This is a genomic window from Dactylosporangium sp. NPDC005572, assembly GCF_040605515.1.
Classification (GTDB): domain Bacteria; phylum Actinomycetota; class Actinomycetes; order Mycobacteriales; family Micromonosporaceae; genus Dactylosporangium.
This window is the reverse complement of the sequence record NZ_JBEXCY010000273.1, coordinates 1-13,930: the sequence shown is the minus strand read 5'-3', so window position 1 is coordinate 13,930 and position 13,930 is coordinate 1. Positions and strand designations below refer to the sequence as shown.

The window sequence follows — 13,930 nt, the reverse complement described above, 5'->3', positions numbered from 1 at the left end:
AACCCGTCGGCGGGCTCGGCGCCGCGCTGCGCGGGCACGGCGGGCCGCCCGCGGCCGCGTCGCCCGCGCGCTCGGCCTCGGTGAGGTCGCCGTAGTGCGGGTCGCCGAGGATGGAACGGTCGATGCAGAACACCACGATGCCCCACAGCACCGCGAAGCACGCCGTCAGGGGAGTGAGCCGGCCGTGCACGACCGTGGCGTAGAGGCCGAACGTGACGGAGGCGATGACGCCGACGAGGAACACCAACATGCCGACCTGCGCGGCGCGGATCGCCTCGACCGGCGTGGTGATCAGCCGGTGGTCGAAGGCGCCGCACCAGAACCAGAACCTCGTCACCGCCGGGGCGCGGTACGGTGCCGAGGAGGCGGAACCGCTCATGCCCCCACTGTGCGGACGCCATCGACCACCGGACAGCCGGTGCCCGTTGACCGCCGTCCGGGCATCGGTCAACGGGCCGACGACGGATGCCGTCCAAGTGCGCGCCGGCCGTACATTTGGCGCGCTGGCCCCGATCGACGGCACGGATGGCGGTGACCGTGAGCACGGCAGAGCTCTTCGGCACGCAGCTGCGACGCCGGCGCGAGAGCGCCGGGCTGAGCCTGCGGGCCCTGGCCGAGAAGGTGCACTACGACCCCGGTTACGTCAGCAAGGTGGAGACCAACCGGCGCAACCCGTCCCACGACTTCGTACTGCGCTGCGACGCCGTGCTCGGCGCCGACGGCGAGCTGGTCGCGGCGGCCGGCGCCCCGGCGGGTGCCGCGGCCGGTGTCCTGGCCGGCGTCCCGGACGGCGCCCGCGGGCTCGGCGCCGAGCTCACGCTGCGGCTGCGGCGCGACGGCGGCGCCGAGGTCGATCCCGGCGACGGGGTGCCGCTGGCCGCCCTCGACGCCGGCGCGTCGGTCGCCGTGCTGCAGGACCCGGAGCTGGCGGAGTCGTTCGCCGGGACCCTCGAGCAGCTGCGCGTGCAGGGGCAGCGGATGCCGTCCGGCCCGCTCCTGGTCAGCGTGGTCGCGCAGGGTCAGGTGGCCTACGCCGCCGCCCTCGCCGGGCCGGGCCGGCGCCCGGAGTACCTGCTGCTGGCGGCGCGGTTCGCCGAGTACGCCGGCTGGCTGGCCCAGGAGGCCGGCGACCACACCGCCGCGCTGCTGCACACCGACCGGGCCGAGCGCCTCGCCCTCGCGGCCGGCGACGACGACCTCGTCGCCTACGTCTGGGTCCGCCGGGCCGAGATGGCGCTGTACCGCCGCGACAGCGCGCAGGTGCTCGACGCCGCCACCGAGGCGCTGCTGCGGCCGGCCTCCGCCCGGGTGCACGCCCTGGCGCTGCACCGGCAGGCCCAGGGGTACGCGCTGACCGGTGCGCTCGGCCGGTGCGCCGACGCCCTGGGGCGGGCCGCGGAGCTCATGGACACCGGCGGTCGCGCCGCCGCGGCGCCGCTGGGCTCGTCCACGGTCGCCGACCTGCAGGCCGCGACGGCCGGCTGGTGCTACCACGACCTCGGCGAGCCGGACCGCTCCGCCGTGCTGCTGCAGCGCGCCGTCGCCGGCATCCCGGCCACCGCGCGGCGGGCCCGCGGCCTGTTCAGCGCCCGGCTGGCCCTCGCGCACGCCGTCGACGGCGACTTCGACCGGGCCAGCGAGGCCGGCCGGGAGGCGCTGGCCGCGGTCCGCTACACCCGCTCCGCGTCGACGATCGGCGAGCTGCGCAGCCTCGCCGGTGAGCTGCTGCGCCACCGGCGCGGCAGCCCGGCCGCGCGGCAGCTGCACCTCGAGCTCACCGACACCCTGCACGGCGGGGCGCGCTGACCGTGCGCTCGGTGATGTACTTCGGCGTCCGCAACGACGCCGGCCAGCGCCTGCTCGACGAGCACGTCGCGCCGGCCTGCGCCCGCCGCGGCTTCCACCTGCAGGTCGCGCCCGAGGGCGCCGACCGGGGCACCGCGCTGGCCGCCCAGGCCGTGCGCACGCTGCTGGCCTGGGACGGCTCGGTCGAGGGCCCGCAGGACGTGTACCGGGCGATGACGATGTGGACGAAGCTCTCGCCCAAGCACCTGCTGATGAGCCGCACCCCGCTGCCCCGCAACGTGCTGACCCGTCACCAGTGCGCGCCGGTCCACGGCGCCGCCTTCGGCAACGACGTGCTCGGCGAGTGGTTCGACCGGCAGCTGGCCCGGGTCGCCGGCGAGCAGGGCGGCGAGCAGGGCGGGCCGGTCGCCGGAGCCTCCCTGCCGTACTGGATGTTCGACGACCCGGCCGACTTCTTCCTCAGCTTCCGCGGCACCCGGCAGGCCGAGGCGGAGGCCTGGCGCGCGGAGTTCGTCGCACGGACCGGCCGGCCGGTGCGCATGGTGCCGCCCAACGAGTTCGCCTACCCGACCGAGGTCGTCACCCAGCAGCAGCAGTGGGAGGGCGCGGCCCGGCTCATGCACGAGATCCGGGCCACCGGCCGGGTCATCTTCTTCCCGTCGCCGGACTACTTCACGTCGTTCTGGACGTCGACCGAGGCGCTCGCGGTGCGCTGGCTCACCGCCGCCGGCCGGCGGCCCCGCCGCGGCGAGCGCCGGCTGTCGGAGGTGCGACTGCTCACCGACCCAGCGCCCGAGCCGCTGCTGGGCACCCGGGCGCTCACCGACGCCGAGACGGCACGCTTCGCGGCGCTCATCAACAACGGCGACCCGATCACGTCGGCGCCGGAGACGATGGTCGCGCCGCGCGGCCCGGCCAGGCTGCTGCGGGCGTTCGTCCGGCGGTACGGCTACTACCGCGAGGAGTTCACCACCGACGCGTTCTGGCACCTGGTCCGGGTGCCGTGCCCCGCCTGCCGGCCGCGGCGTACCGCCGCCGAGGTCGACTGGTCGGCACACATGGCGCTGCCCGGCCCGCAGCCGCAGACCGACGCGTACGGGTACTTTCCGGCGCACGCCGGCGAACTGGCCCGGGGCACGATCCGCTGCCCGTCGTGCTCCGGCGAGCTGCGCCTGGTCAACCGGCGCGGGGTGCGCACCCTCTGGCAGCCGGTGATGACGACCGAGGCCGACCAGGACCGCCCGGTCATCGTCAGCCACCCGGTGTGGGAGGTCCTGACCTGAGCGGCTGCCTGTTGCCCGTGCCGCGGACCGCGGGCAACACCCCGCACCGCGGCCGCCGTCCGGCACGCTGAATCGCAGGCCCCACAAGCGCATCCGGGGCGCCGAAGTCCCGGAATGGGCACGCCGAACGAACGGTGCGCCCCACCGGACCGGCGTGACCGGGCAGGCCGGTCGGGGCCCTGTTCGTGCATGCCACGCCGATCCACCCCCGGCACCGCGCGTGGTCAGATGATCGCACCGGCCGGTCGTGGCGGCCGGGGACGGAGCCTCGGATGGGAATGCCCGGTGACGACACGGCGGCGGGTGCGCTCGTCGACGGGGACCGCTTCACCGCCGCCTGGCGGGCGGCGCTGCCGGCGCTGCGGGCGTACTGCCGCCGCGCGATGCAGCACCCGCACGACGCCGAGGACCTGCTGCAGCACGTCGCCCTGCGGGCCTGGCGCGGCAGCGCCTCCTTCCGCGGCACGTCGTCGTTCCAGACCTGGGTGCCGCGACGGCCGCCGTCGAGTCCTCCCACCCGACCTCCGAGGGCACCGTGCGGTACCGTCGCTGCGCCTGCGGCAGCCGCTGGATGGAGCTGACCCGTCCCTTCCTCGCCGCCCGGACCCGGCCGGTGGGGTGACGTCACGCGACGGCGGTGCCCTCGAGTTCGACCATCAGGGTGGGGATCGCCAGCCGGGTCACCCCGAGCATCGTGGTGGTCGGCGCCACCCCGGCCGCGCCCAGCCTCGACGCCAGCACGCCGTAGTGCTCGAAGAGCCGGTCGACGTCGGTGGTGTAGACGTTGAGCCGGACGAGGTTCGCGAGGGACATGCCGGCCTCGCCGAGCACGGCCTCCAGGTTGTCGAGGCTCAGCGCCAGCTGTGCCGAAAGGTCATCGGCATGCTGGGGCTTGCCGTCGCCGCTCATCGCGGTCTGCCCGGAGCAGTACAGGGTCCGGGTGTGCCCGGAGACGAGCTCGCCCTGGCTGTACCCCAGCCCCACCGACCACGTCCACGGGTTGACCGCCGATCGATCCATTGCCAACGCAGCTCCATTCATCGAGAGTGTGGCGAACCCACACGCCGGTGAGCTTCGCAGCCAATACACGACATCCTGTGTCGTGTATTGCTGGCATAGTTTCCGTGTGCGGGCCGACCGGTTGGTCTCGCTGGTGCTGCTGCTGCGCCAGCGCGGGCGGTTGTCCGCGGCCACGCTGGCCCGGGAGCTGGAGGTGTCCACCCGCACCGTGCTGCGCGACATCGAGGCGCTGTCCGCGGCCGGTGTCCCGGTCTACGCCGAACGCGGGCGGCACGGCGGGTTCGCGCTGCTGCCCGGTTTCCAGACCGAGCTCACCGGGCTGAACCACGACGAGGCGCTCGCCCTGCTGATCGCCGGGTCGCGGCGCGGCGCGCAGGCGTTCGGGCTCGGCTCGGCGCTCGCGTCGGCCATGCTCAAGGTGCTCGACGCGCTGCCCGAGAGCTACCGGGACACCGCGGCCGGCGCGGTCGAGCGCCTGCTCATCGACCCGGAGACCGACCTGCTGTCGCGCCGGCTGGTCGCGGAGGAGGTTCCCGACCGCATCGTGGCCGAGGTTCGGCGAGCGGTGTTCGCCGGGCACAAGCTGCGCATCCACTACGCGGCGGTGGGCCAGGCCCCGAAGTGGCGCACGGTGGACCCGATCGGCCTGGTCACCGTGCGGGAGCAGGGCTACCTGCTGGCCACCAGGTCCGGCGCGGACCGCACCTACCGGCTGTCCCGGGTCCTGGCCGCCGAGGAGCTCGCCGAACCCGCACAGCGACCGGACCGGGTCGATCTGGACCGGGCCTGGCAGGAGCGCAGCACGCGGTTCCGGACCGGCGGCGACCAGGTCACCGTGCTGGTCCGGGTGAACCCGGCGCGGCGGGAGGACCTGGTGGGCACCGCGCTGGCCGTCCTTGCCGAAGCAGCCGACGCGGACGGCTGGCTGCGGCTGGAGGTGACCTTCCAGGACCAGCGGCACGCCGAATGGGCGCTGTGGCAGCTGGCCACGAACGCGGAAGCCCTGGCCCCGCAGTGGTTGCGCACCGCCCTGCGCAACCGCGCCGCCGCGATCGCCACCCGCTACGAAGTGTCGTCCGAGCGTTGACGGGCGCAGCTCCTCGATCCGGGCCCCGCGCGCCCGCCTCGCCGTCCGGAGACGAAGAGGCGGGCGCGCCTGCCCGGGGCCGTCACTGCTCCAGGATCTCCCAGGCCTTCGGGACCCAGATCCAGTGGTCGTTCACGTAGACCAGGCCCTCGTACGCGCGGCCCGAGTCCTCGCCCGGCTCGGTGTACTTCCAGCGGTACACCGTCAGGCCCGGCTTCAGGTGCGGGCCCAGCTGCTTGTAGCCGCCCGGGAAGTCGCGCTCCACGGCCTTGGTCCACTTGCGGATGTCCTCGCTCGTGGCCTGGAAGACCTTGAGGTCGGTCTGGGCCGCCGAGACGCCCATGTCGACCTTCTGGCCGTTCCACAGCTTCGTCTTGTAGAACGACTCGGCCTTGCCCGCCAGGTCGTCGGTGAACACGGCGGCGTAGTCGGCGGCGGTCGGCTGGAGGGTCTTCACCGTCTCCGGGCCGTCGGCCGCGCGGAGGGCCTCCATCAGGGACTTCGCGCCGGCGTCACCCTTCGGGAACGCCGCCCGCTTCGAGGCGGCCGACGAGGAGCCCGAAGAGGCGGCCGGAGCGGACCCCGCCGACGCGGGCGTGTCCGACCCGGAGTCGCCGCAAGCGGTCAGGGTCAGGCCGAGCAGGGCGGTGCAGGTTATCGACAGCGCCAGGCGCTTCATGTGCGTGTGCTCCTTCGATGATCACGGAGCGCTCACGCTAACGGCGGCCGTCAACCGCCGGAAACGGCTGTTTGCGCAGCTCAACCGGCAGGTTGCGGGAATTCGCGACACGGTCGGTCGCATTACCGACAACTTAGGTTACCCTAACCTCATGCTGGACCCGCTCACCGAGACCGCCGACCGGCTCGACGCGCTCGACCCCGACGCCGGCTTCGACGTGCGGCCCGAGCCGGACCCGGCGTGGGTGCCGCTGGAGCGGTTCGTCGACGGCGGCCACGCGGATGCGGTACTGCGGCTGCTGGAGGACCGGCACGGCCGGCGCAACGTCGCCGGGAGCATGCTCGGCGCGGTCGTCGCCGAGGCCGTCGTCGGCGGCACCGTCGCGGCGATCGTGCTCGATGAGCGCTGCCCCGACCCCGCCGCCGGGAACCTCGCCCTGCGCATCCACGGGGAGGGGTACCTCGAACGCCGCGCCTTCCGCGGCCCCGCCCTCGCGGTACGGCCCGATGACCCCGCCGCCGCCCATCCGGACAGCACCGTCGTCGACGACCTGGACGCCTGGTGGGCCGCCCGCGCCGTCGCGACCCTCGCGCCGCTGCTGGAGGCGGTGCGGGCCCGCGCCCCGTTCGGGCTGCGGCTGCTGTGGGGCGCGGTCGCCGACGAGGTGGCCGGAGCCGCCATCCGCGTCGCCCAGCTCGCCGGCCGCGACGCCGGCCCGGCCTGGGACCGCGCGCAGCGCCTGGTCGACGAGCTCGCCGCGCACGCTCCGGTACCGCTGACGAGAGGCGCCCCGTTCCCGGTGGCCTGGCCGGGCGGCCGGCACCTGTTCCAGGTCCGCGGCACCTGCTGCCTCAACTACCGCAGCGCGCTGGAGAGCGGCGAGCGCGACGAGAGCTGCTGCAGCACCTGCCCGCTGCGCGACGACGACTCCCGGCACCGCCTGCTGCGCGACTACCTCATCTCGACCACGGCCTGACCCCGCACCTGACCGGGTGTCGTCCCCGTCCAGCCGCGGAAGGCGCGGTAGAACGACTTGGGGTCGTCGTAGCCGAGCAGGAACGAGATCTGGTCCGGGGTGAGGTCGGCCCGGCCGAGGTAATGCTCGGCCAGGGCGGTGCGGGTCGCGCCGAGGACGGCCTGGAAGCTGGTCCGCTCGGCGCTGAGCCGCCGCTGCAGCGTGCGGGTGCTGGTGGCGAGCGCGCGGGCGATCGCCGGCATGGTGGTGACGTTGGTGTCGAACTGCCGCTCGATCCGTTCGACGTCGAACGCCTCGAGCGGCCCGTAGGCCCCGTACCCGGCGTTGTTCACCAGGGCATCGATGGTTTCGAACGTATCGACGGCCTGGGTGACAGCGTCGTCGATGGACGCGCGGTCGGTGACGTCGAGCCGGGTGACGAGCGCGCCGTCGAGGGGTTGTGGCTCCCGCATGGTGGCCACGACGTTCCACCCCTGTCGTCTTCCAGTGCGCCTTCCATGTGGTGTGGTGCCCGAAGTATCGGCGCAGGGTTCTCGGCGGACGGATCGAAGATCGGCTCAAGCAGCTCGTCCGCGAGGTGCTCGAGGAGAAGGGGGCGTGGCTCGTGGCATTGGAAGTCATGCCCGACCACGTGCACCTGCTGGTCGAAGTCGACCCGCAGTTCGGCATCCACAAGCTGGTCAAGGCCCTGAAGGGCCGTACATCGCGGGTGCTGCGCGAGGAATTCCCGTCGCTGCGGTCCAGGCTGCCTACCTTGTGGACGAACTCGTACTTCGTGGCGACCGCTGGCGGCGCCCCGCTGGCGGCCGTGAAGCAGTACGTCGAGCAGCAGAAGGGCCGCTGAATGCTGACCGGCCGACGCTACCTGTTGGCACTCACCGCTGAGCAGACCGACTACGCCGAACAGGTCGGCGCGGTGTGCCGGGCAGTGTGGAACACGGCTCTGGACCAGCGCCGCGAGTACCGGCGGCGTGGCGCGTTCATCGGCTACATCGAGCAGGCCCGGCAGATGGCCGAGGCGAAGAAGGACCCGGCGTGCGCATGGCTGGCAGACGCCCCGTCTCACACACTCCAACAGACCCTGCGCGACCTGGACCGGGCGTGCAAGACCCATGGAACGTGGAAGGTGCGGTGGCGGTCCAAGACGCGCACCGCCCCGTCGTTCCGCTTCCCCGACCCGAACCACCTCGCCGTGCGACGGCTCAGCCGACGATGGGGCGAGGTGCGGCTGCCGAAGTTCGGACCGGTCCGGTTCCGATGGACACGCCCGCTCGGCGGCGCCATCCGCAACGCCACCGTGTCCCGTGACGGCGGGCGCTGGTACATCTCGTTCTGCGTCGAGGACGGCGTGGCCGCGGTCGCCCCGAACGGCAAACCCTCAGTCGGCGTCGATCGAGGCGTGGCCGTCGCGATTGCCACCTCCAATGGTGACCTGCACGACCGGCAGATCGTGAGCGAGGCAGAGGCGAAGCGGCTCAAGCGGTTGCAGCAACGACTGACCCGATCGCTTCGCGTCCACGGCCGCAACCGCCGGTCCAAGCGCCGCGACGCGGTACGTGCCCAGATCGGCCGGCTCAACGCCCGCATCCGGGCGCGGCGGACCGACTTCGCCGCACAGACCGCCGTCCGGCTTGTCCGTGACCACGGCTTGGTCGCGGTCGAGGACCTGCGGGTGAAGGTCAATCCTGCGCTCACGTCGCAGACCTGCAATGCCTGCGGGCATGTCGCCCGGGAGTCCCGCGAGAGCCAAGCGGTCTTCCGGTGCGTCACCTGCGGGCACCAGGCGCACGCCGACGTGAACGCGGCGAAGAACATTCTGGCCGCCGGGCTGGCGGCCGCCGGGCGTGGAGACCTCGCCGGCCGCGCGGCAGTAGCGGACGGCGCCAACGCGGTGGCGGATCCCGCCACGCCCGGCGATGATCGTCGGCATGACTCGGTACGACGACGTGCTGGCCCCGCTGCGGGAGGCGTACGACGCCCGCGCCGCCTGGCGCGACGAGCAGCCCAAGGAGCCGTGGAAACTGGCGGAGCGGGCGACGTTCCGGCAGCGGCTGGCGCCGGGCGCGCGGCTGCTGGAGATCGGCGCCGGCACCGGCCAGGACAGCGCCTACTTCCAGCAGGAGGGCCTCGCCGTCGTCGCGGTGGACCTGTCACCAGCGATGGTCGAGCACTGCCGGGCGAAGGGCGTCGAGGCCCACGTCAGGGACTTCCTGCGACTGGACCTCCCACCCGCCTCGTTCGACGCGGTGTACGCCCTGAACTGCCTGCTCCACGTCCCCGACCACGACCTGCCGGCGGTCCTCGTGTCGATCCGGGCGGTCCTGCGCGAGGGCGGCCTGCTCTTCGTCGGCCTCTACGGCGGCACCGAGAGCACCGAGGGCCCGGCCCCCACCGACTCGCACGTACCGCCGCGGTTCTTCTCCTGGCGCACGGACGAGCAGCTGCTGGCCTTCGCGGCGGCCGCCCACTTCACGGTGGTGGACTTCCACCCGGTCGACACGGGCCGTGGCTTCCGGTTCCAGTCGCTGACCCTGGTGCGCGGCTGACCGCTCAGTGGTCGACCCGGCGGTACTCCAGGATCCGTCCGAGGTCGCGGAAGCCGACGCCGGCGTAGACGCGCTCGGCCATCGGCGACGACTGCAGGCTCGCGGTCGTGCAGCCCCGGCCGGCCGCGGCGTGCAGCTGGGCGAGCGTGAGCGCGGTGGCCAGGCCGCGCCGGCGCGCGTGGGGCGCGGTCGCGACGTTGTAGATCCCGCAGTCACCGGCGTGGTCGTACGCGAGCGCGGCGGCGACGATCACACCGTCCTCCCGCAGGACGAGCGGGTGCAGCGCGGCGTGGTCGGCGGTGGCGAGCAATCCGGCCGGCAGCCCGGCGAACGCCAGGTACTCCGCCCACCCGGCCGGCTCCGGGACCGGCCCGGGCGGCGGCAGCGGGACCAGTTCGCGGGCCATCGCGCGGGTGTGCTCCGCGACGGCGTACCCGCGCCGCTCCAGCCGCGACCGCCCGGGGCCGTCCGACTCGTGCACCCACGCCGCGAAGTCACCGATCCCGGCCGCGCGGTACACGGCCTCCATCGCCGCCACCGCCGCCGCGCCGGGCTCGAGGACAGCGTTGTTGTACACCGCCCGCTCCGGCTCGGCCGGGAACACCGCGGCGCTGACGCCCGGCAGGTGGTGTACGGCGGCACCGGCCGAGGCCCGGGCGTACTCCTCCCAGGAGGCGAGCAGGGTCGCCCGGCTGCGGCGGTACAGGTCCTGATCCACGGCTTGCGTCAGCCGGCGCGTTCCGCGCTGATCGACCGGTCCTCGCCGCGGACCAGGAGGCCGGAGATGGTCACCTCCAGGGTCTGGCGGAGCACCTCGGTGAAGTCCGCGCGCATCGCGGCCAGCTCGGGGTCGGCGGCGTAGGCGGCCAGCATCGCCGCCGGTGGCTGGCTGTACGGCCAGGCCGCCGCGGCGATGAGCGTGGTGACCGCGCCGAGCCGCGCCGCGTCCTGGAGGCTGAGCTCCGGCACGCACCGCTGCACGAGCGCGCCGAGGGTTTCGAAGGTGCGCCGCGTCGCGCGCTTGTAGTGCAGCGCCACCTCCGTGGACACGTTGCGTTCGAGCACCGACGCCTGCGCGCTGTTCAGGTCGCACAGCACCGGCCGTCGCGCCAGCGACTCGGCCAGCGCGGCGGCGAGCCGGTCGCCGCGCTCCCGCGGCGTGCCGTCGACAGGTTGCAGCAACGGCTCCAGCTCGGCCAGCCACGCCTGGACCTCGGCGTCCAGGAGCTCGAGCAGGACCGCCTCGCGCGACTCGAAATAGCGCAGCACGTTGGACTTGGCCAGGCCGACCCGCCGGCTCAGCTCGTTCAGGGCGACGTCCGCGACCGGCATCTCGGTCAGCATCGCGGCCGCGGTCGCCAGGATCTGCCGCCGCCGCTCGTTTCGCTGCTCGTCGCTGCGGGCGCGCTTGAACTCCATGCCCAGAGCTTACAGACCTGAGGTCTCTTGTTTAGAGACCGTAGGTCTGTTAGCTTGGGTGAAGTAATAGACCGACGGTCTTTAAGGAGCTCCGCATGTACGACGTCCCCGACCAGCGTGGCAGGCTCGCTGTCGTCACCGGCGCGAACAGTGGCACCGGCAAGGAGGCGGCAAAGCGCCTCGCGGGGGCCGGCGCGGACGTGGTCCTCGCGGTGCGCACGCCCGCCAAGGGCGAACAGGCCCGCGCCGAGATCCTCGCCGCACACCCGCGCGTCGGCGTTCAGGTGCGCCGCCTCGACCTGGCCGATCTGTCCTCGGTGGCGGAGTTCGCCGACGGCCTGGTCGCCGACGGCCGGCCGCTCGGCCTGCTGCTCAACAACGCCGGCGTGATGATGCTGCCGAAGCGCATGGAGAGCGTCGACGGTTTCGAGCTCCAGCTCGCCAGCAACTACCTCGGCCCGTTCGCGCTGACCGTGCGCCTCCTGCCGCTGCTGCTGGAAGCCGGCGCCGCTCGCGTCGCCACCATGAGCAGCGGAACGGCCGCCCGGGGCCGGATCGACTTCGACGACCTGCAGTCGGAGCACGACTACAGCCCCTTCGCCGCCTACGCCCAGTCGAAGCTCGCCGACCTGATGCTGACGCTGCACCTGGCCGACCTCGCCGCCGAGCGCGGCTGGTCGTTGCTGTCCGGCGGCGCGCACCCCGGGTACACCAGGACGAACCTGACGACCTCGGGCCCGAACCTCGGCGGCAAGGTGAGCCTGGGCAACCGGATCTCGTTCAGGGTCATGCCGAGCCAGGGGGTCGAACAGGGTACGGAGCCGTTGCTGTACGCGGCCACCAGCCCCGACGCGGTCGCCGGCGGCTACTACGGCCCACGCTGGGGGCTGGTCGGCCCCGCGACCAAGGTCAGGCCGACGAGCCGGGCGCTGGACAAGGCCGTGCGTGCGCGGCTGTGGGCCGAGTCCGAGCGCCTCACCGGCGTCTCCGTTCCCGCCACGGTCTGAAGCCGAAGGGGCGACACCGTGAAGATAGTGATCTTCGGAGGAAGCGGTCTCATCGGCGACGGCTTCATCCAGGAAAGCCTGCGCGCCGATGACGTCACCGAGGTCGTCGCCGTCGGGCGGACGCCGCTGGACCTGACACACCCGAAGCTGCGCCACGTGGTGCACACCGACTTCCTCGACTTCACCGCGATCAGCGACGAACTCGCCGGTGCCGACGCGTGCTTCTGGGCCCTGGGCGTCTCCGCCGTCGGCATGAGCCCGCACGACTACGAACGCGTCACCCACGACTACACGGTCGCCGCAGCCCGGACCCTCGGTGCCGGCAACCCGGCCCTGACCTTCGTCTACGTCTCCGGTGGCGGCACCGACAGCAGCGAACGCGGCCGCAGCCGCTGGGCCCGGGTCAAGGGCCGCACCGAGAACGCGATCCTCGCCGCCTTTCCCAACGGCTACGCGCTACGCCCGGGCTTCGTCCGGCCCGTTCACGGCAAACAGTCCAGGACGCCGATGTACCGCCGCTTCACGGCCGCTCTCCCCGCGATCGCCTGGCTCGTGCGGCTGCTGCGGCTCACGCCCGTCGTGATGACCAGCACCGCACAGCTCGGCCAGGTCGCCCTCCAGCTCACCCGGCGGGGTCACCCACGCCACGTCCTGGAGAACCGCGACATCGTGGCCGTGGCCGCGGCGGCCGGACGTCCCTGACGGTCAGGCGCGCAGGGCCTCGGGGATCGGGGTCGGGCCGTTGTTGAAGCGGATCGTGCGGCCGATCGTGGCCGGGTCGCGCAGCGTGGCGGCGATCGCCGCCGCCACGTCCGCGCGGGTGACCGTGCCGTTCACCGCACCCTGCCCGGCCGTCTCCAGGCCGCCCGTCGGCGGGCCGTCGGTCAGGCGGCTCGGGCCCAGGACCGTCCAGTCCAGGGGCGTGTGGCGCAGGTGCTCGTCGGCCGCCGCCTTCGCCTCCGCGTAGGGGAAGAAGCCGTTGTCCGGCGGCACGCCGTGATCGGTGCGGGCGCCGAAATAGGAGACCATCACGTACCGCCGGACGCCCGCGAGCGGTGCCGCGTCCATCGAGCGGATCGCCGCGTCGCGGTCCACCGCGTAGGTCCGCGACGGGTTGCCGCCGCCCGCACCGGCCGACCAGACGATCGCGTCGTGGCCGGCGAGCAGCTCGGCGAGTTTCGAAACGTCGATGTGCTCCACGTCGGCGGTCAGGCTCCTCGCACCCGCCGCGGTGACAGCGGCGGCGTGGCCCGGGTTGCGGTGGATCGCCGTCACCGTGTCACCCGCCGCGACCAGCAGCGGCGCCAGCAGCAGCGCCACTTTTCCGTGCCCGCCGATCACCGCAATGCGCATCCCGCCACAGTACCGCCGCACCGGATCGGGGGGCTTTCCATCGCTCCCCGGGGCCGAGTAGCGTCACCGTTCGTGAGCGTTGTCACACGCAACATCAGCGCCTACCTGGAGCGCGGCTGACAGTGGACGGCTCCCTGCCGGACGAGAGCGCGGAGGAGCTCTACGAGAACGCTCCCTGCGGCTACCTCTCGCTGCTGCCCGACGGCACGGTCGTGCGGGCCAACCGCACGTTCCTGGACTGGACCGGGCAGCGGCGCGAGGAGCTGACCGGCCGGCGGATCCAGGAGCTGTACGCGGTCGAGACCCACCTGCTGCCGCTGCTGCACATGCAGGGCGAGGTGCGCGAGATCGCCGCCGAGTTCCGCCGCGCCGACGGCAGCCGGCTCCACGCGTTCGTCGACGCGGTCCTGCGCACCGACCCGGCGACCGGCGCGAGCGTCATCCGGATGACGGTGGTCGACGCGACCGGCCGGCTCACCTCCGAGCAGGAGCTGCTCGAGGCGCGCCGCCGGGCCGAGCACGCCGAGGCCCGGATCAAGGTGCTGCAGGACCTGGTCGCCGAGTGCGCCGCGATCGTGCGGGCCGACCAGATCGTCGCGCCGGTCGTGCACGCCGGCCGCGCCGCGTTCGAGGCCGCCGAGACCACCGTCTGGCTGCTCACGCCGGGCGAGGCGGTGCTGCGCAGGTCCGGCGACGGCGAGCCGGCCCGGCTGCCGCTCGACGACGCCGCGCCCGAGGCCCGGGCCGCCGCAGA

General features: G+C 73.6%; 17 protein-coding genes and 1 pseudogene. 11 read left to right on the top strand and 7 right to left on the bottom strand.

The annotated features are described in order from the left end of the window. Window positions 1–379: DUF4407 domain-containing protein (locus ABZS66_RS55705; RefSeq protein WP_354772116.1), on the bottom strand; the 379-nt coding region annotated here is incomplete at its 3' end. Between the two features lie 158 nt (window positions 380–537). On the opposite strand from ABZS66_RS55705, the gene ABZS66_RS55700 reads away from it, so the two are divergent. From ABZS66_RS55700 to ABZS66_RS55690, 3 genes are all read left to right on the top strand, one after another. After that, window positions 538–1,806, top strand: a complete 1,269-nt coding sequence (locus tag ABZS66_RS55700; protein WP_354772114.1) for a helix-turn-helix transcriptional regulator — start codon at window positions 538–540, stop codon at window positions 1,804–1,806. A gap of 11 nt (window positions 1,807–1,817) precedes the next feature. Further along, a complete protein-coding gene (locus ABZS66_RS55695) occupies window positions 1,818–3,089 on the top strand; it encodes a hypothetical protein (protein ID WP_354772112.1) in 1,272 nt (423 codons plus the stop codon). 272 nt (window positions 3,090–3,361) lie between these two features. After that, window positions 3,362–3,670, top strand: coding sequence for a sigma factor (locus ABZS66_RS55690; RefSeq protein WP_354772110.1), 309 nt, complete (start codon window positions 3,362–3,364; stop codon window positions 3,668–3,670). Between the two features lie 43 nt (window positions 3,671–3,713). On the opposite strand, the gene ABZS66_RS55685 is transcribed toward ABZS66_RS55690, so the two are convergent. Next, window positions 3,714–4,109, bottom strand: coding sequence for a RidA family protein (locus tag ABZS66_RS55685; protein ID WP_354772108.1), 396 nt, complete (start codon window positions 4,107–4,109; stop codon window positions 3,714–3,716). Window positions 4,110–4,215: 106 nt separating this feature from the next. Here ABZS66_RS55685 and ABZS66_RS55680 point away from each other — a divergent pair, with 106 nt between their 5' ends. Continuing rightward, window positions 4,216–5,196, top strand: a complete 981-nt coding sequence (locus tag ABZS66_RS55680) for a WYL domain-containing protein (RefSeq protein WP_354772106.1) — start codon at window positions 4,216–4,218, stop codon at window positions 5,194–5,196. Between the two features lie 82 nt (window positions 5,197–5,278). Here the strand turns inward: ABZS66_RS55680 and ABZS66_RS55675 are convergent, their stop codons facing one another. Further along, window positions 5,279–5,875: a hypothetical protein gene (locus tag ABZS66_RS55675; RefSeq protein ID WP_354772104.1), complete on the bottom strand. Its 597-nt coding sequence runs from the start codon at window positions 5,873–5,875 to the stop codon at window positions 5,279–5,281. A gap of 151 nt (window positions 5,876–6,026) precedes the next feature. On the opposite strand from ABZS66_RS55675, the gene ABZS66_RS55670 reads away from it, so the two are divergent. After that, window positions 6,027–6,851 carry a hypothetical protein gene (locus ABZS66_RS55670; protein WP_354772102.1) on the top strand — a complete coding sequence of 275 codons (825 nt, stop codon included), beginning with the start codon at window positions 6,027–6,029 and terminating at the stop codon, window positions 6,849–6,851. Here the strand turns inward: ABZS66_RS55670 and ABZS66_RS55665 are convergent. After that, complete coding sequence (locus ABZS66_RS55665) at window positions 6,827–7,303, bottom strand: SDR family NAD(P)-dependent oxidoreductase (protein ID WP_354772100.1); 477 nt, start codon at window positions 7,301–7,303, stop codon at window positions 6,827–6,829. The two genes, ABZS66_RS55670 and ABZS66_RS55665, sit on opposite strands and share 25 nt — an antisense overlap. On the opposite strand from ABZS66_RS55665, the gene tnpA reads away from it, so the two are divergent. The 3 genes and pseudogenes from tnpA (at window position 7,291) to ABZS66_RS55650 (ending at window position 9,397) form a co-directional block, all read left to right on the top strand. Beyond that, window positions 7,291–7,695 (top strand): IS200/IS605 family transposase, encoded by a 405-nt coding sequence (tnpA, locus tag ABZS66_RS55660; RefSeq protein WP_354772098.1) that lies wholly within the window; start codon window positions 7,291–7,293, stop codon window positions 7,693–7,695. The two genes, ABZS66_RS55665 and tnpA, sit on opposite strands and share 13 nt — an antisense overlap. Continuing rightward, window positions 7,696–8,613 (top strand): annotated as a pseudogene (locus tag ABZS66_RS55655) (transposase); the annotation flags it as partial. A 166-nt stretch (window positions 8,614–8,779) separates the two neighbouring features. Beyond that, window positions 8,780–9,397, top strand: a complete 618-nt coding sequence (locus ABZS66_RS55650) for a class I SAM-dependent methyltransferase (RefSeq protein WP_354772096.1) — start codon at window positions 8,780–8,782, stop codon at window positions 9,395–9,397. A gap of 4 nt (window positions 9,398–9,401) precedes the next feature. Here the strand turns inward: ABZS66_RS55650 and ABZS66_RS55645 are convergent, their stop codons facing one another. Both ABZS66_RS55645 and ABZS66_RS55640 read right to left on the bottom strand, forming a co-directional pair. Beyond that, complete coding sequence (locus ABZS66_RS55645) at window positions 9,402–10,115, bottom strand: GNAT family N-acetyltransferase (RefSeq protein ID WP_354772094.1); 714 nt, start codon at window positions 10,113–10,115, stop codon at window positions 9,402–9,404. Window positions 10,116–10,123: 8 nt separating this feature from the next. Continuing rightward, on the bottom strand, window positions 10,124–10,816 hold the full coding sequence (locus ABZS66_RS55640; protein WP_354772092.1) for a TetR family transcriptional regulator: 693 nt from the start codon (window positions 10,814–10,816) through the stop codon (window positions 10,124–10,126). A gap of 95 nt (window positions 10,817–10,911) precedes the next feature. Between ABZS66_RS55640 and ABZS66_RS55635 the strand changes: the two genes are divergently transcribed. Together ABZS66_RS55635 and ABZS66_RS55630 are read left to right on the top strand one after the other, a co-directional pair. Continuing rightward, window positions 10,912–11,823 carry an SDR family oxidoreductase gene (locus ABZS66_RS55635; RefSeq protein ID WP_354772090.1) on the top strand — a complete coding sequence of 304 codons (912 nt, stop codon included), beginning with the start codon at window positions 10,912–10,914 and terminating at the stop codon, window positions 11,821–11,823. Window positions 11,824–11,841: 18 nt separating this feature from the next. Beyond that, the gene (locus ABZS66_RS55630; RefSeq protein ID WP_354772088.1) at window positions 11,842–12,525 is read left to right on the top strand and encodes an epimerase; all 684 of its coding nucleotides are present in this window, start codon (window positions 11,842–11,844) and stop codon (window positions 12,523–12,525) included. A 3-nt stretch (window positions 12,526–12,528) separates the two neighbouring features. Here ABZS66_RS55630 and ABZS66_RS55625 read toward each other — a convergent pair whose 3' ends face one another. After that, window positions 12,529–13,176, bottom strand: a complete 648-nt coding sequence (locus tag ABZS66_RS55625) for an NAD(P)H-binding protein (protein WP_354772086.1) — start codon at window positions 13,174–13,176, stop codon at window positions 12,529–12,531. Window positions 13,177–13,298: 122 nt separating this feature from the next. On the opposite strand from ABZS66_RS55625, the gene ABZS66_RS55620 reads away from it, so the two are divergent. Beyond that, the coding region (locus tag ABZS66_RS55620; RefSeq protein WP_354772084.1) for a PAS domain-containing protein at window positions 13,299–13,930 on the top strand (632 nt) is incomplete at its 3' end.